Origin of the sequence: Streptomyces sp. NPDC001231 (assembly GCF_042896885.1) — a bacterium.
GTDB lineage: Bacteria > Actinomycetota > Actinomycetes > Streptomycetales > Streptomycetaceae > Streptomyces.
Genome location: NZ_JBIAXS010000016.1, coordinates 158524 through 174827 on the forward strand (window position 1 = coordinate 158524; position 16304 = coordinate 174827).

Annotated in this window: 11 protein-coding genes; 6 read left to right on the forward strand and 5 right to left on the reverse strand. The window is 73.5% G+C overall.

Annotated elements, in window-relative coordinates; all coding sequences use genetic code 11:
- From ACFY3J_RS20955 to ACFY3J_RS20965, 3 genes are all read left to right on the forward strand, one after another.
- On the forward strand, positions 1-589 hold a 589-nt coding region (locus ACFY3J_RS20955), incomplete at its 5' end, for a chitobiase/beta-hexosaminidase C-terminal domain-containing protein (protein WP_390841445.1).
- Positions 590-847: 258 nt separating this feature from the next.
- Positions 848-2029, forward strand: a complete 1182-nt coding sequence (locus ACFY3J_RS20960; protein WP_384176554.1) for an ROK family protein — start codon at positions 848-850, stop codon at positions 2027-2029.
- 268 nt (positions 2030-2297) lie between these two features.
- Positions 2298-3620 (forward strand): helix-turn-helix domain-containing protein, encoded by a 1323-nt coding sequence (locus ACFY3J_RS20965; RefSeq protein WP_390841446.1) that lies wholly within the window; start codon positions 2298-2300, stop codon positions 3618-3620.
- A gap of 114 nt (positions 3621-3734) precedes the next feature.
- Here ACFY3J_RS20965 and ACFY3J_RS20970 read toward each other — a convergent pair whose 3' ends face one another.
- A complete protein-coding gene (locus ACFY3J_RS20970; RefSeq protein WP_390841447.1) occupies positions 3735-6770 on the reverse strand; it encodes a M36 family metallopeptidase in 3036 nt (1011 codons plus the stop codon).
- Positions 6771-7037: 267 nt separating this feature from the next.
- A complete protein-coding gene (locus ACFY3J_RS20975; RefSeq protein ID WP_384176891.1) occupies positions 7038-9602 on the reverse strand; it encodes a CHAT domain-containing protein in 2565 nt (854 codons plus the stop codon).
- Positions 9603-9760: 158 nt separating this feature from the next.
- Here ACFY3J_RS20975 and ACFY3J_RS20980 point away from each other — a divergent pair, with 158 nt between their 5' ends.
- The 3 genes from ACFY3J_RS20980 to ACFY3J_RS20990 are packed head-to-tail and all read left to right on the forward strand — an operon-like array spanning position 9761 to position 12347.
- Positions 9761-11197 (forward strand): S8/S53 family peptidase, encoded by a 1437-nt coding sequence (locus ACFY3J_RS20980; RefSeq protein WP_384176560.1) that lies wholly within the window; start codon positions 9761-9763, stop codon positions 11195-11197.
- Positions 11198-11256: 59 nt separating this feature from the next.
- On the forward strand, positions 11257-11832 hold the full coding sequence (locus tag ACFY3J_RS20985) for an RNA polymerase sigma factor (RefSeq protein ID WP_384176562.1): 576 nt from the start codon (positions 11257-11259) through the stop codon (positions 11830-11832).
- Entirely contained in the window at positions 11829-12347 is a 519-nt protein-coding gene (locus tag ACFY3J_RS20990; protein ID WP_384176564.1) for a hypothetical protein, read from the forward strand. The genes ACFY3J_RS20985 and ACFY3J_RS20990 overlap by 4 nt, the downstream gene beginning before the upstream one ends.
- A 203-nt stretch (positions 12348-12550) precedes the next feature.
- On the opposite strand, the gene ACFY3J_RS20995 is transcribed toward ACFY3J_RS20990, so the two are convergent.
- From ACFY3J_RS20995 to ACFY3J_RS21005, 3 genes are all read right to left on the reverse strand, one after another.
- On the reverse strand, positions 12551-13348 hold the full coding sequence (locus ACFY3J_RS20995; protein ID WP_390841449.1) for an N-formylglutamate amidohydrolase: 798 nt from the start codon (positions 13346-13348) through the stop codon (positions 12551-12553).
- An 87-nt stretch (positions 13349-13435) separates the two neighbouring features.
- The gene (locus ACFY3J_RS21000) at positions 13436-14596 is read right to left on the reverse strand and encodes a homoserine O-acetyltransferase (RefSeq protein ID WP_384176893.1); all 1161 of its coding nucleotides are present in this window, start codon (positions 14594-14596) and stop codon (positions 13436-13438) included.
- A complete protein-coding gene (locus tag ACFY3J_RS21005; RefSeq protein ID WP_384176568.1) occupies positions 14593-15963 on the reverse strand; it encodes a bifunctional o-acetylhomoserine/o-acetylserine sulfhydrylase in 1371 nt (456 codons plus the stop codon). Before ACFY3J_RS21005 ends, ACFY3J_RS21000 begins: the two co-directional genes overlap by 4 nt.
- Positions 15964-16304: the final 341 nt, after the last annotated feature.

Consider the following 16304-nt stretch of genomic DNA (forward strand, 5'->3'; position numbering starts at 1 on the left):
GTTCACCGTGGTGGCGGCGCAGCCGGAGGACAAGACGCCGCCGGAGACGTCGGCGACGGTGTCGGGTACGAAGGATGCTTCCGGTAACTACGTGGGCAGCGCGACCGTGACGGTGTCCGCCTCTGACGCCGGGTCCGGAGTGGCCAGGATCGAGTACTCCCTCGACGGCGGCCCCTACCTCCAGTACTCGGCACCGGTGGTGATCGACAGGGCCGGTAGCCACGTCTTCCTCTACCGGGCCACCGACAAGGCCGGCAACACGTCCACGCCGAAGTCGCTGTCCCTCACCGTCGTCAACAGCGAGCCGCCGACCGACTGTCCGGAAAGGGACGACCGGGCCACCGTGTTCGTCGGTTCGATCAACACCGGTATCCCCAACCGCGTCACGGCCGACGGCTGCACGATCAACGAGCTGATCGAGGACCACCGGGCCTGGGAGAACCACGGCACGTTCGTCTCCCACGTCGGAAAGGTCGTCCAGACGCTGAAGGACGAGGGCGTCATCGACCAGCGTGAGGCCGCCGAGATCAAGAAGGCGGCGGGCCAGTCCGACGTCGGCAAGCCCAACCGCGGGTCGTCCGACGCGTGAGTCACGGCCGCGGCGGTGACACCGCCTGAACCGTGAGCCCTGGCGGGCCGCTTCAGCAGCCCGCCAGGGCACCTCCGGCGCCGGGCCCATGAAACTGCCGCGCATGGCTTTGTCCATCCGCAGATGAAAGTTCCACTCGTTAGTGCACAAGTTTCTTTCATCGGCGGCGGCTCGGTGCTACGGTCCTTTCCAAAGTCGTGCCCCCCAAGTGCCGGGCATGCGAACGATTCTTGCCATGACGGGGGCGGCGTGAGGTCCATGACTGCTCGACCGGCCAATCTTCATCAGGCCCGGCTGCTCCGCCTCCTGCGCGACCTCGGCCCGCAGTCCCGGGTCGCCCTGGGGGAGCAGGTCGAGCTGTCGCGCTCCAAGATCGCCTTCGAGATCGACCGGCTACTGGAGACAGGTCTGGTCGTGCCGGACGGCCTCGCCGCCTCCCGCGGTGGCCGCCGCTCGCACAACGTCCGGATCGCCCCGTCGCTGCGGTTCCTCGGCGTGGACATCGGCGCCACCTCCGTGGACGTCGCGGTCACCAACGCCGAGTTGGACGTCCTCGGCCACGTGGCCGAGACACTGGACGTGCGCGAAGGCCCGGTCGCGGTCTTCGAGCGGGTGCTCGCCCTGGCCGGCAAGCTGCGCGAGGCGGGGCTGGCGGAACACTTCGACGGCGCCGGGATCGGCGTGCCGGGACCCGTCCGGTTCCCCGAGGGCGTCCCCGTCGCGCCGCCGATCATGCCCGGCTGGGACGGCTTCCCCGTCCGTGAGGCGATGAGCCAGGAGCTGGGCTGCCCCGTCCTCGTCGACAACGACGTGAACCTGATGGCCCTGGGCGAGCAGCAGGCCGGCGTCGCCCGGTCCGTACGCGACTTCCTGTGCGTGAAGCTCGGAACCGGCATCGGCTGCGGCATCGTCGTCGGCGGCGAGGTCCACCGCGGTGTCACCGGCAGCGCCGGCGACATCGGCCACATCCAGGCGGACCCGGACGGTCCGCGGTGCGCCTGCGGCAACATCGGTTGCCTGGAGGCGTACTTCGGCGGCAGCGCCCTCGTCCGCGACGCGACCGCGCTCGCCCAGTCCGGCCGTTCGACGGAACTGGCCGGACGGCTCGAAGCGGCCGGGAGGCTGACCCCCGAGGACGTGTCGGGCGCCGCCGGTGCCGGGGACGCCGCGTCCCTGGACCTGATCCGCCTGGGCGGACGACGTACCGGTCAGGTCATCGCCGGTCTGGTCAGCTTCTTCAACCCCGGCCTGGTGGTCATCGGGGGAGGGCTCACCGGACTGGGCCACAACCTCCTGGCGAGCATCCGCACCCAGGTCTACCGGCAGTCCCTGCCGTTGGCGACCGGCAACCTGCCGATCGTCCTCGGCGAGCTCGGCCAGGTCGCCGGCGTCGTCGGCGCCACCCGGCTGATCAGCGACCACGTCTTCTCACCGGCCTGACCGCCACACGGTCCGACCCTGGCGACCGGAACCCGTGGCGAGGCGGTGCCAGGCCCATCGGGCCCGGCCTCACCGCCCGGTTCGTCCGCCCCTGGCGTGGTGCGCGGGCGCGAGCCCATGGCCGGGACGGCAGAGCGCGATCTCCCGCCGCCCACAGTCTGGCGCGAGTGGATGGTGACAGGTCAAGATCTCTTCCGCGGCGGCTCCGGCCGGCCGGGAGCCGGTACCGGTGAGGGCCGGTGCACGACCGGAGGAGGAGAGGAGCGAGATGTTCGAGACCGCGAGTCTCAACTCCGTGGAGGTACGTGCGTACCGCAGCCTGGTCAGGGTGCCGGAGGCCACGCCGTCCCAACTCGCCCGCCGTCTCGGTCTGTCCGGGCGGGAGGCGGCCAGGCTCCTCGACACGCTGGAGGCCAAAGGGCTGGTGAGCCGTGCTGAGGGTTCGGCACACCGCTTCCGGGCGTCGCCCCCGGACCTGGCGCTCGGCCCACTGCTGCTGAGCCGGCAGCAGGAGTTGCAGGCCGCGCAGTCGGTGATGGCGAAGCTCACCGAGGAGTACCACAGCGAGGCCCGGCGCCGGGGTTCGGGCGAGGCGGTCGAGACGGTGACCGGGGCACAGGCGATGGCCCGGACGTTCGACCAGCTTCAGCGCGGCGCCCGGGACGAGATCCTGGCGCTGTGCAAGCCGCCGAACGTGGCGGTGCCGTCCCGCGGCAACGACACCCAACTGGAGGTCCTGGCCTCGGGGGTGACGTACCGCGCGGTCTACGAGCCGTCGGCGCTCGAGATGCCGCCCGAGGTGTACCGGATCCGCGAGTTCGTCGAGAGCGGAGAACAGGCCCGGGTCGCCGCGGAGGTCCCGGTGAAGATGGTGGTCGCCGACCGGCAGCTGGCCATGCTGGTGTCTCCGTTCGCAGGCGCCTTGGACGCGCGCGGCCCGACCGGCGATCCGACGGGTGGGCCGGCAGACGCTCCGACCGGCGTCCCGACAGGCGTCCCGACGGGCGATCCGACGGGCGGCCCGGTAGACGCTCCGACCGGCGTCCCGACAGGCGTCCCGACGGGCGATCCGACGGGCGGCCCGGTAGACGCTCCGACCGGAGACCCGACCGGAGACCCGACCGGAGACCCGACCGGAGACCTGACCGGAGACCCGGTGGGCGACGCGTCCGGCGACGCGACTGGCGATCCCGGCGATCCGCCCGTCCAACCGCCGCCCGCCCCCGCCGCCAGGCCGTCCGTCGCCCCCGGCGCGGAGCCCACGCCCGAGCCGTCCGCCGTCCTGGTCCGCCCAGGCGCACTGCTCGATGCCCTGATCGCCTTCTTCGAGAGCCTGTGGGCGGGCGCCTCGCCGCTGGTGCTCACCCAGGACGGGCTGGTCGGCGCGGCGGTATCCGACCGGACCCCTCCGCCGGAGGACCTGCTCCTGCTGTCGCTGCTGCTCACCGGGCTGACGGACACCGCCATCGCCGGCCAGCTGGGCACGAGCCTGCGCACCGTCCAGCGCCGCATCCGCGACCTGATCGAGTTCGCCGGGGTCCGCACCCGGATGCAACTGGCCTGGGAGGCCTCCCGCCGCGGCTGGCTGTGACGGACGGTCGTCGCGCACGAGGGGCCCCGACCCGTACGGCCGGGTCGGGGCCCCTCGCGAGAACGCGGAACCCTGCGCGGTGACGGCGCCGAACAAGCCGTCACCGCAAGAGGATCAGTGCTCGAACACCTGGAACTCCGAGGCCCGCACGTTGAACGCCGCCGTGGAACCGGTGGCGCAGTCGGTCACGTTGTTCGGGTCGTTGTCCTGCTCGCCCGCGAACGCCGGGCCGCCGATGCACTGGTTGGTGACGGTCTCGAAGCGCAGGTCGGTCGCCGTGGTCAGCGGGATGTCGAAGCTGCGCATCGTCAGGTCCGGCGCCGCCGGACGCGGCTTGGCCGCCGCGAAGGCGTCCGCCGCGCTGGTGTAGACCGGCTTGAACTGGCCGGGCTGGGAGCAGTCCACCGACTCGGTGCGGATGCAGGCCGAGATCTGGAACTGGCGCAGGGCCGAGAAGCGGCTCTGGCTGCCGGTGTCGCCGCCCGGGTCCTTGCTGTCGGTCGGCCGGTTCAGGGCGCTGACCTGGACGCGGCGGATCTTGCTCGGGCCGTCGCCGGCCAGGTGGATGCTGACGCCCTTGCCGACCACCGACGTCCTGGTCTTGTCGCCGACGAACGCCCAGTTGGTGCCCTCGTCGTCGTCGATGAGCCGGGCCAGGTTCAGCCCGTCGCCGGTGACGGTGGCGCCGGCCGCCGCCGAGGCGAGGTTGCGCTCCATGTGCACCGGAACGGTCCGGTTGGACTTGCCGCCGACCTGGAAGTCGAACCGGACGAGGCCGTAGCCCGGGGCGACCGCGACCGCGTCGTAGCGGCCGGGGGTGAGGCGCGCGGTGGTGTCGAGGCCGGAGGCCGTCCCGGCGACCGGTGTGGTGCGGGTGCTGAAGTGGCCGATGGAGACCTTGGCTCCGTCGATCGGGCTGCCGCCGGCGCCGGTGATCTTGAAGGTCACCGTGCCGTTCTTGCCGTTCGGGGTGGAGAAGTCCGCGTGCGGCCGGGTGTCGCTCGTCGAGGTGGCGGTGGCGCCGATGCCGAGGCCGCGCTTGGCGAACGCCGCCCACATGACGTCCACGTCGGCGCCGCCGAAGCGGATCCGGTCCGCGGCGAGCATCGCGTCACGGGCGTCGACCATGGTGATCCTGCCGTCGGCCATCAGCAGGTAGGAGTCGAACATCAGCTGGATCCAGCGGCGGCCACCGCCGCAGTCCTCCACCGCGGACTTGCCGGCCGCGCACGAGGCGAGGACCTTCTTGGACGGCTCGCCGTGCTTGCCGACGAGCGCCTGGCGCACCTCGTACTGCACGGCGTTCCAGATCTCGCCGTCGGAGTGCACCTCCGCCCCGCCCATGTCGTAGCCGAAGTTGGAGTAGTTGAGGGGGCTGCGGTCGATGGCGAAGTTGCGGATGCCGCGCTCGTCGTTGTCGGTCACGTACGGGCCGACCACCCACGGGTCCACCCCGTCCGGGACCACGCCGGTCTCGATCAGCCGCTCGCTGGCGACCAGGTCGCTCCAGGACTCGCCCATCGAGCCGCCGTGGCTGCCGGAGATACCGGCGTCGGGGCCGCCGATCATCCGGTTGGTGATGGCGTGGGTGTACTCGTGGCCGATGACGGAGGCGTCGAAGTCGCCGTCGGCGCAGCGCCCGTAGAAGGCGCCGGCCTGCGGCTGCCACAGGTACATGTTGGTCAGCGCCACGCCGCCGTCCGCGCCGGTGCTCTGGTTGGCGTTGTTACGGGTGCTGGGGTTGCTGCCGCCGGACCGGGCGACGCCCATCTCCGGGTCGCCGCCCTTGCCGCCCAGGCCGTAGTTGTCGTGCTGCATGTTCCACGCCTTCTCGGTGAACCCGAGGTGGTACGAGAAGTCGTGCATCCCGTTGTGCTGCGCGAACAGGTTGCCGATCGCGGCGTCACGGTCCGGCTGGGCCGGGTCGGTCAGCACCTTGGGGTCGCAGCCGCTGGCGTGCCAGGCGTCGACGTAGGAGTAGTCGTAGACCCGTTCGGGCCGCACGTTCGGGGTGATGCCGAGCCAGTTGCGCCCGGTGGCCGTCAGGCCGTCACTGGCGAAGGCGTTGGCACCCAGCGTGGTGCCCGGCTTGTAGGAGCCGCCGTAGGTGCCGCCGCCCGTGCCGGAGGCGATGTCCCAGGCCCGGTGCGGCGCGCCCGGCGCGTCGTCGCCGACGACCCGGTCGCAGCCAGGGGCCGCCGTCCAGCACCAGGTCTCCCGGGTGTCGGCGGAGGAGTCGTTCAGCGGGGGAGAGAAGGGGAACACCTTCCACCGCGGGTTGCCGTCCTCGGTCCCGTCCACCACCTGCTCGGACTCCACCAGGGAGCGCCGGGCCAGCACCTCGCCGGTGCGCGCGTCGACGATGCTGTCGTACAGCTCCGGTTCCTCGCCGGCGGTACCCGCCTGCACCTGGTAGGCGGAGCGCACCGTGCCGTCGGGGTCGGCGACGACCACCTGGCGCACCATCTGGGTGCCGTCCAGGTCGGCGGCCTCGTACTTCTGCCACTTCTCGGTGCCCGTGGTCCCGGTCAGCCTGCCCGGCGACATGGTCACGTCGGCCAGGGCGGCCTTGATGGCGTCCTGCTCCGACAGCGTCGGGGGCTGCGGGGTGCCGGTGACCGGGGTGAGCGCGCCGGTGACACTGACCACGGTGCCGTCGACCACGCCCACGGAGACCAGGCCGTCCCGGCCGAACGGCTTGCCGTCCACCTCCTGGGCGAGCAGCACCGCCGCGCCCTTGCCGATCGGCGTGTTCGACACCAGCTTCAGGTCGTCGACCTGGTCGGGGGAGATGCCGAACAGGGCCGCGTTGTCCTTCAGATACGCGCGGGCGGCCCGGTCGGGCGCGGTCGGCAGCCCGGTCGCCAGTGTGGTGCCCTCGCCGTCCGGTACGACCGTGGTCGGGGTGCCGTATCGGCTCCAGCGGACCCGGGCGTCGGCCTCGGCCGCCGCGCCTCTGGCCTTGGCCGACGGGGCTCTGTGGGCCCCGGGCAGGTCCTTGTCGGGCTTGCCGTGGTCGTGGGCGCCGAGCATGCCCGAACCGGAGCCCGACGACGGCGGCTGTGCCGGGCCTGGGTCCGCACCGGCGGACGGTGTCTGGATGACCGCGACGATGCACGCCGTGGCCACCGCCAGGACGGTCCGCCGCACACGTGTGGAGCGTGTGGAGTATGTGCGCACTCGTACCCCTCTCCTCGTGGAAGGACCGGACGGGGATCGCCCGTCCGGACCCGCGGAGAGTGGCACGCGGCGTGGTGCCGCCGAAATGATCGTGCATGGCGGAAACATGACAATGCATAGTTCCGCCAAGGGCCGCCGCGTCACCGGTACGAGGCTGCCCCGTCCTCCGTCCCAGGCTGCCTCGTCCGCGGACTCGAGCTGCCCCGTCCGTGGTCTCGGGTGGCCCCGTCCTCCGTCTCAGGCCGCGCCGAATGCCGCGAAGGCCCAGCCCGTCGCCTGGTGTGTCGCGTCGTCCGGCAGCGCGGCCCGTGCGTCGCGCAGTGCCTCGGCCAGGGAGAGTCCGGCGTCCAGGCCCTTGTGCAGGGCGAGCATCAGGGGAACCACCGCCTCGTCGTTGACGGGGGCGCTGCACGCCACCACCCCGGCGGTGCCCAGCGGAAGCAACGCCGTGACCAGGCCCAGGAGTTCGTCGGCGCCCACCGAGGCGAACCGGGCGGTGTCGCAGCAGGACAGGATGATCCGGTACGGGCTGCGGTCGAGGCGCTCGAAGTCGTGCACGATGAGCGGGCCGTCGGCCATCGTCAGCGACGAGAACAACGGGCTGTCCGCACGGAAGGTGCCGTGCGCCGCGATGTGCGCGAGCGCGGCCCCGTCCAGCTCCCGCAGCACCCGCGACACGTGCGCGTCGGCCTCCTCCAGCACGGTCGGCGTGCCGTAGCGGTCGGCGAGTTCGGGCACCTCCGCGCCCCCGGTCGCCAGACCCGGCCCGCGCACCAGCACCCGGCGGCCCCCCGGCGGCGGTTCGGTCTCGTGGGCGCGCAGCCAGCTGCTCGCCGACGGCGACACGCTCAGCACCCGTTCCCGCAGCGACGGCAGCAGCGCCCACGGCACCCGGTGCAGCGAGCCCGGCGGCACCACCACGACCGGCCCGGAGCCCAGATGCCGGGCGGCCGGGCCGAGCAGCAGCTCCTCCAGGCGGCGCCCCGCCGCTTCCACCAGCGGCAGCCGGGCCGCCGCCCCCGGGTGGGCCAGCCGCCGCAGTCCCGCCTGCACGTGCTCGGCCTCCGTCACCGCGTCCGCGAGCCGCCCGGCCTCGAAGCGCCGTACCCGCCCCCCGCCGCACAGCAGCACGTGCACCCGCCCGTCCAGCACGGCCAGTTCGACCAGCCGCGCGTCCCCGAGCCGCGCCAGCAGCCGGCCGGGGTCGAACCGGTCGCCGCCGCCGGGCGCGTCGCCGCGCAGACGCAGGGTGCGGGAGCGGATCTCCCGCTCCAGACGCCGCTGTTCGCGTTCCAGGGCGGGAACCGGGTGGCCGTCCTGGCGGGCGTCCTGCGCGCGGGCGGCGATCTCACGGAAGGCGGTCAGCCCGCTGAGCAGGGCCGGGTCGGCGGGCGGCCGGGTGGGCGGCGCGGACAGCACGGTGGCCCGCAAGCGTTCGCTCCACACCAGCAGCCGTCGCGGCTCACCGGAGGCGAGAGCCGACTCCTGTGCCAGCGCGGCCAGTTCGGCGCCCTGCGCGGTCGCCCGAGCGCGCAACTCCGAGGCGCCCAGCGTCATCCGGTGGTCGTCGAGCACGTCGAGCCCGCGTCGGCACGCCTCCAGCACGCCTCGGCGGGAGCCCGCCGCCCGCGCCCGCAGCGCCTGCGCCGCCCAGCCCGTCATCCGGGCGAGCGGCGGTCCGCCGTACCGGCTGCGCGCGGCGACGGCGAGGTGGCTCTCGGCGTCCTCCGGCCGGCCCAGGGCGAGCGCGATCCGGCCCGCCAGCAGCGACGCCTCGGGCGCGGCGGGCGAGCCGAAGGAGGCCAGCCGTTCGGCCACCGCCGCGGCGTCCGCGACCAGCCGCCCCGAGCGGCGCCCGTCGGCCACCCGGGCCTCGATCAGCACCAGCCGGGCGTGCGTCTCCCACCAGGTGCGCCGCTGCCCGGCGAACAGCCGCACGGCCAGCGCCGCGCGCGCGGTCGCCGTGTGCGGGTCGTCCGCCAGCCGCGCCGCCCGCGCCGCGGCCAGCAGCAGTTCCGCCTTGCGGGTCGACTGGCCGCCGATGCCGTCCAGTTCGGCGATCGCCGCGTCCGCCCCGGCCAGCGCCTCGGGGGCGAGACCGGCCGCCATCAGGACCTCGCAGCGCCGGATGTCCAGCATGAACGTCGGCGTGCCGAGCTTGGCGTACTGCTCCTCGGCCTCGTCGAGGAGCCGCAGCGCCGCCGGGATGTCACCCTGCCGGAACGCCGCCAGTCCCCGGCTCTCCACGGCGTCGGCCTTGTCGTGCTCCTGGCCGGTGGTGTCCCACAGCGCCTGGGCCGCGGTGAAGTCGGCGTCCGCCCGTTCCACCGCGCCCAGCGCCAGGTGCACGGTGGCCCGCAGTGTCAGCGCCCGCGCCGTCCAGATCACGTCACCGGCCTGCCGCAGCACGGGAATCGCCCGCCGCACGTCCTCCAGCGCCTCAGGATGACGGCCCAGCACCCACCACACGTAGGCCCGCCGGAACAGCACCCGCGCCCGGGTGTGGCCCGTCCCGCGCGCGACCCCGCGCTCGAATGCCACGAGTCCCTGCCGCGTGCGCCCCGCGTGCACCAACGCGACCCCCAGCGTGGCCAGTACGTCGGCCTCCCGCTCGGCCGAGTCGGCGCGCGCCGCCAGATCCCGGGCCCGCCGCAGATGCCGCAGGGCCAGCCGGGTGTCGCCGAAGTCCCGCTGCCAGATGCCGATCACCTGGTGCGCCACGGAGCCGTTCAGCGGCGGCGGACCGGCCTCCAGCAGCCCACGGGCCCGCGCCAGGGCCTCGCCCGGCGCGGCGAACACCATGGGCAGCAGTTCGAGGACCGAGTCGCTTCCCGCTGTCACGCGTCGGATGGTAGTGGCCTGGTGGGGCGCCTGGAACCGGCGCATGCCGGTTGACGCTGTATCAAACGTGAGCCCCATGGCTCAGACTGACGACCGTCGCACCAACGGGAGGACACGCCATGGCACCTCAGCGATTCCGTGAGCAGTTCGCTCAGATCCAGCGCTCGATGCCGGACGTGCCGCTCGCGATGGGCCCGGACGACGCCGCCGAGTTCTGTTACGAGAAGGGCGTCGTCCTCGCCCGCGACGGCGAGGAGGCCCGCCTGGTCGAGGACACCGTGCGCACGCACTTCACCGCGGCGCCCGACCTGACCGCGGACCGTGTCCGCCGGGCGGGCCCCGAGACCAACCGCACCGGCGTCACCCGTATCCAGGTCGGCGACCCGGGCCGCGGCGACCGCGGCGGCGACCTCGCCGTCACGCACGCGCTGCGCGCCCTGCGCGAGCACGAGGGCAGAGCCGGACGGCGGCTGATCAGCCGCAACCACGTGGTGTCGATCGCGGTCAACGCCTGTCCCGGCGACGAGCCGGTGCCCGCCCCGCTCGCCCAGGGCCCCAACCCGGCGCCCGCCGACACCGCCTACGACGGGGACACCGCCGTCGGTGTCCTCGTCGTCGACACCGGCCTCATGCACGACTACCGCGAGGTCCCGATGCTGGCCCACGTCCAGGGCGACGCGCAGGTGGAGGAGACCGACGACGCCGGCGTCCTCCAGCAGTACGTCGGCCACGGCACGTTCATCGCCGGGCTGGTCGCGGCCGTCGCCCCCAACACCGACATCACCGTGCGCGGCACCCTCAACGACGCCGGCGCCGTCCTGGAGTCCGACTTCGGTCACCGGCTGTTCGAAGCCGTCGACGCGGGCGGCTGGCCCGACATCCTCAGCCTGTCCGCGGGCACCTCCAACGGCCGCACCGACGGCCTGCTCGGCGTGGACGCCTTCATGCGGGAACTGCGCGCCCGCGGCACCCTGCTCGTCGCGGCCGCCGGCAACAACGCGAGCGGCACCCCGTTCTGGCCCGCGGCCTACGCCGGCCTGCCGGACTACGCCGACTCCGTGCTGTCGGTCGGTGCCCTGCGCGGTGACGGCGAGCACGGCGCCTGCTTCAGCAACCACGGAGCCTGGGTGAAGGCGTACGCCCCGGGCGAGCGGCTGACCAGCGCCCTCACCGGCTTCCAGGCGCCCGTGCCGTACGTCTACCAGCACTCCACCTACGACGCCTGCCGGTTCGGCTTCTCCTACGACTGCACCTGCCAGTCCCCCCGGCACACCGGGGTGCTCAGCGAGGCGGAGCAGAGCCCTCCGGCGACGGCGGACCAGGTGATGTTCGAGGGCTTCGCGCAGTGGAGCGGCACCTCCTTCGCCACCCCCGTGGCCGCCGGCGTGATCGCGGCGCACATGACCGCGCACAAGGAGCGCGACCCGCGCGCGGCCCGACGCCAAGTGCTCGAGGCGAACACCGAATACGCGGAAGTACGCGGGGCGCACGTCCCGGCGCTGCGTCCGCCGACCTGGAGTCCGGTCCCCGTGGTCCGGCTCGCTCCGCCGGCATGAGGTCCGGAACAGTCCCCTCCACGGCGTACGATGACATGCCGTATTCGAGGGGTGAGTTCGTGGATCGTGCAGAAGTCGGCGTGCTCGTCCAGTCCGCCGTCGACGGTGACGCGGCGGCCTGGAAGGCACTGGTGGAGGGCCTGAGTCCGCTCGTGTGGTCGGTCGTGCGCGCGCACCGACTCTCGGACGCCGACGGACACGAGGTGTACCAGACCGTGTGGTTCCGCTTCGCCCAGCACCTCGGGCGGATCCGGGAACCCGACAAGGCGGGCTCGTGGCTGGCGAGCACCGCGCGCAACGAGTGCCTGAAGACGCTGAGGAGCCTCAGCCGGCTGACGGTGACGAGCGATCCGCAGCTGCTGGACCGGGTCAGCGAGGAACGTACGCCCGAGCAGTCGCTGCTCGACTCCGAGGAGGCCGCCGCGCAGAGCGAGCGGATCCGCAGGCTGTGGCAGGAGTTCGAGAGACTCGGCGACCGCTGCCGCCAGTTGCTGCGGGTGCTGATCGCCTCGCCGCCGCCCAGCTACCAGGAGGTGTCCGCGGCCCTCGGGGTGGCCGTGGGCAGTATCGGACCACTGCGCCAGCGCTGTCTGAGGCGTCTGCGCGCACGACTCGACGCACGGGGGACAGTGTGAGCGACGGAAGCGACATCCACGACGACGACCGCAACGGCGACGAACTCCTTGACCGGGAAGGGTCGTTCGATGAGGAGGAAGTGGTCGCGGGCCTGCTGGAGGAGGAGTTGCGGCAGGCCGCCGCCATTCTCGACCCGGTGCCCGACAGCCTGCGTCAACTCGCCGTTGAAGCCTACGCGTTGCGTGACCTCGACGCCCGGATCGCGGAGCTGACCTTCGACTCGCTGGTCGACTCCATTCCGGTCCGGGGCGCGACGGACACACCGCGGATGCTGACCTTCCAGGCCGGTGAGCTGACCGTGGACGTCGAGGTCACCGGGGACGGGCTGCTGGGGCAGGTGCTGCCGCCGCAGCAGGTCCGGATCGAGGTGCTGGCCGGCCCGCGGCGGCCGGGCCCCGCCCTCACCGCCGACGAACTGGGCCGGTTCACCGGCGAAGCGCCGCCCGCCGGCCCGTTCGCGCTGCGGCTGCGCGCCGGCGGCGAGGTCGTGGTCACGGAGTGGCTGCGGGCGTGACCGGCCCGGCGCGCCTCACCGGCTGACCGGCAGGGTCCGCGGGCCGCGGATCATCGTCCTCCGCCGCCAGGCGATCTGGTCGCCGGGGCCCGTGAGCCGCGGCCCCGTCATCCGGTCGAGCAGTAACCCGGCCTCCGCTCCCGCGTCGTACGGTCACCCCGGCCAAGCCCGCATCGCTCGGCGCGGCGTGCTTCAGCCGGCGGTCAGCGCCCCAGACCGTCGACGAGGGCGGCCAGCGCCCCGGCGAGCCGGTCGAGGCCGGGGCCCGCGGGACCGCCCGGCTCGGTCATGTACGTGTCCCGCCGGATCTCCACCATCAGGGCGCCGACGCGGGCGTCCTCGCCGTAGAACTCCAGCGGGACGTACGCGCCGCTGAACGGGCTGTCCAGTCCCGTCCCGCCGCAGCGCGCGAACGCCGCACGGGCGAGCCCGGTCAGCTCGGGCGGGGTGTGGAAGGAGTCGGTGCCCAGGCACACGGGCGGCCGCGGGCCCCAGCCGTGCAGCTCGTAGGGGAGCGCGGCGCCGGGGTAGGAGTGCACGTCGATGATCACGGCCCGCCCGGTGGCGGCCAGCCGGTCGGCCACGGCCTTCGTCATCGCCTCGGCGTACGGCCGGAAGTACCGCTCGATCAGCGGCTGAGGGTCGGTGTCCGCCGGCCGCAGGACTTCCCGGTGCGTGGTCCGCGTGTACACCGCGCCCATCCCGACGGCGAGCATCTCCTCCCGCTCGTCCGGAAACCGCTCCGGGTCCACCACCAGCCGCGACAGCCGGTTGACGAACCGCCACGGCGTAAGGCCCGCCAACTCGGCCGCCGCCTCGGCGATCCGGTCGGTGTACGCGTCGGTGATGTGGTCCAGTTCCCGCTCAAGCGCCGCGTCGTCCAGCACGATCCCGGCCCGGACGCCGGCCGGTATCGCACGTGCCGCGTGCGGCACGTGCAGGATCACCGGCGACTCGGCGGCACCGGGCAGCAGTTCGAAGGACGGTGGGGTGTCGTGCATGGGGCTGTTCCTGTCTCTCTTCGCGTCGCCACGCGGGTCTCGACGCCATGGCCCCTCGATCCTGCCGCACCCCACTGACAACGCGGCTCAGACCGCCCCCAGCAGCTCCCGGACGAACCCTCCCACCTGCTCCGTCTCGATCAGGAAGCCGTCGTGGCCGTACGGCGACTCGACCACCCGGAGGCGGTCGGCGCCCGGGATGCCGTCGGCCAGCTCGGCCTGCTGGGCGAGCGGGTAGAGACGGTCGGAGTCGACCCCGGCCACCAGCGTGGGGGCGGTCACCCGGCGCAGGGCGGCGCGCACACCGCCCCGGGCACGGCCGGCGTCGTGGGCGTTCATCGCCTCGGTCAGCACCACGTAGCTGGCCGCGTCGAACCGCCGTACCAGCTTGCCCGCGTGGTGGTCCAGGTAGGACTCCACCTGGTAGCGGCCGCCGTGCCACGGGTGCTCCGCGCCCTGCGGGGAACGGCCGAAACGGAGCTGGAGTTCGGGCTCGCTCCGGTAGGTGACATGGGCGAGCCGGCGGGCCAGTCCCAGGCCGGCGTGCGGTCCGAGGCCGGTGTCGTGGTAGTCGCCGCCGCGCCAGTGCGGGTCGCTGCGGATGGCGTGCAACTGGACGTTCGCCCAGGCGATCTGCTCCGCGCTCGCCGCCGCCGTCGTGGCGAGGAGCAGCAGGCCACCCGTGCGCTCCGGGTACGACACCGCCCATTCCAGGGCCCGCATCCCGCCCATCGAGCCGCCGGCCACCAGGGCCCACCTCTCGATGCCCAGCGCGTCCGCCAGGTCCCGCTCGGCCGCCACCTGGTCCCGCGGGGTCACGAACGGGAAGGCCCCGCCCCAGCACCGCGCCCCGTCGGGTCGCGGCGACGCCGGTCCCGTACTGCCCTGGCAGCCGCCCAGCACGTTCGGCGCGACGACGAACCACCGGTCGGTGTCCAGCGCCCGGCCCGGCCCGACCAGCCCCTCCCACCAGCCCGGCGTGGGATGACCGGGCCCGGCGGGCCCGGTGACATGGCTGTCACCGGTGAGGGCGTGCAGCACCAGCACCGCGTTGGAGGCGTCCGGGGCCAGGCTGCCCCACGTCTCGAACGCCAGCTGTACGCCAGCCAGTTCACCCCCCGCCTCCAGCGGCAGGGGCCGGCGGAGCCCGTGCCACCGACGGCGCCCCGGCGGATCCCCCGCCCGCCAGGCCCCGGAGGCCGGCGGGCGGGACAGCGCGTCCGCGGGGGAGGCGAGCACGCTGTTCAGGACGCCCCCTTGGCCGCGCGGAAGCCGGCCTCCAGATCGGCCTTCAGGTCGGCGAGGCTCTCGATGCCGACCGACAGCCGCACCAGGCCCGGCGCGGTCCCGGTCGCCGCCAACTGCTCCTCGTCCAGCTGGCTGTGCGTGGTGGACGCCGGGTGGATGATCAGGCTCCGCACGTCGCCGATGTTGGCGAGATGGCTGAACAGCTCCACCCCGTCCACGAACCGCTTGCCCGCCGCGACCCCGTCGCGCAGCTCGAAGGAGACCACCGCCCCCGCGCCCCGTGGCAGGTACCTGCGCCCCGCCTCGTACCAGGGGCTGGAGGGAAGCCCCGCGTAGTGGACCGCGGACACCTCGTCGCGCCGCTCCAGCCACTCCGCGAGCGCCTGCGCGTTGGCGGAGTGCCGCTCGATGCGCAGGCTCAGCGTCTCCACGCCCTGAAGTAGCAGGAACGCCGAGTGCGGGGACAGCGCCGGTCCCAGGTCGCGCAGCAGCTGTACCCGCAGCTTGGCGGCGAACGCGCCCGGCCCGAGCGCCGGCCAGTAGCGCAGACCGTGATAGCTGGGGTCGGGCTCGGTGAAGTCCGGGAAGCGCTCGGCGTGCGCGCCGAAGTCGAAGGTGCCGCCGTCCACCACGACCCCCGCGATCGCGGTGCCGTGCCCGCCGAGGAACTTGGTCGCCGAGTGCACCACGACGTCCGCGCCGTGCTCGATCGGACGCAGCAGGTAGGGCGTCGGCACCGTGTTGTCCACGATCAGCGGCACGCCCGCCGAGTGCGCCACGTCGGCCACCGCCCGCACGTCCAGCACGTTGCCGCGCGGATTGCCCAGCGTCTCCGCGAACAGTGCCTTGGTGTTCGGCCGGATCGCCGCCCGCCAGGCCTCCGGGTCGTCCGGGTCGTCCACGAACGACACCTCGATGCCGAACTTCGGCAGGGTGTGCCGGAACAGGTTGTACGTGCCGCCGTACAGCGACGTACTGGAGACGACGTGGTCGCCGGCGCGCGCGACCGTCAGCAGCGCGAGTGTCTCCGCGGCCTGCCCGGAGGACAGCGCGACCGCGGCGACTCCGCCCTCGAGCGCGGCGATCCGCTGCTCGAAGACGTCCTGGGTGGGGTTGTGGATGCGGGTGTAGATGTTGCCGGGCTCGGCGAGCGAGAACAGATCGGCGGCGTGCTGGGTGTCCCGGAAGACGAACGACGTCGTCTGGTAGATCGGTGTCGCCCGCGCGCCGGTGGCCGGGTCGGGCGCGGCCCCGGCGTGGACCTGCTTGGTCTCGAACGACCAGGCGGAGGTGTCGGGCCCGGCGGACGCCTCGTCGGGCGTGTGACCGGCGGCGACGGCGTCGATGGGCTGGGTGGGGTCGCTCATGGTGCTCCTCGTACGGAGTGCGGTGGCGCGGAGCGCCACGGGTGTGCCGCAGGTCCTGGATGCCGAGTGCCGAGCGCCGAGTGCCGCGAGGGGCGTCCCGGGGCGTGCGTGAGCACGTGCGTGACCTGCGAGAGGAATGCGAGAGAAGGCGCGACAAAGCCGCGAGAGAAGAGAGCTCGCGGGTACGTCAGCCGGTGAGGCGACAACCCGTGCTGGTGACACGTCCGTAGTCGACGTGGCGGCGGCTCACGAGCGCGATCATGCGACCCAGGTAAACACAGGGCTCCACGGCGCACCAGCGCCGGAGCGGGGATGACACGCAGCCGTCACAAAAGGGCTCC

Coding starts and splice junctions, on each gene's coding strand:
- ACFY3J_RS20960 (WP_384176554.1), top strand. CDS start 848: ATGACTGCTCGACCGGCCAATCTTCATCAGGCCCGGCTGCTCCGCCTC.
- ACFY3J_RS20965 (WP_390841446.1), top strand. CDS start 2,298: ATGTTCGAGACCGCGAGTCTCAACTCCGTGGAGGTACGTGCGTACCGC.
- ACFY3J_RS20975 (WP_384176891.1), bottom strand. CDS start 9,602: ATGGTGTTCGCCGCGCCGGGCGAGGCCCTGGCGCGGGCCCGTGGGCTG.
- ACFY3J_RS20980 (WP_384176560.1), top strand. CDS start 9,761: ATGGCACCTCAGCGATTCCGTGAGCAGTTCGCTCAGATCCAGCGCTCG.
- ACFY3J_RS20995 (WP_390841449.1), bottom strand. CDS start 13,348: ATGCACGACACCCCACCGTCCTTCGAACTGCTGCCCGGTGCCGCCGAG.
- ACFY3J_RS21005 (WP_384176568.1), bottom strand. CDS start 15,963: ATGAGCGACCCCACCCAGCCCATCGACGCCGTCGCCGCCGGTCACACG.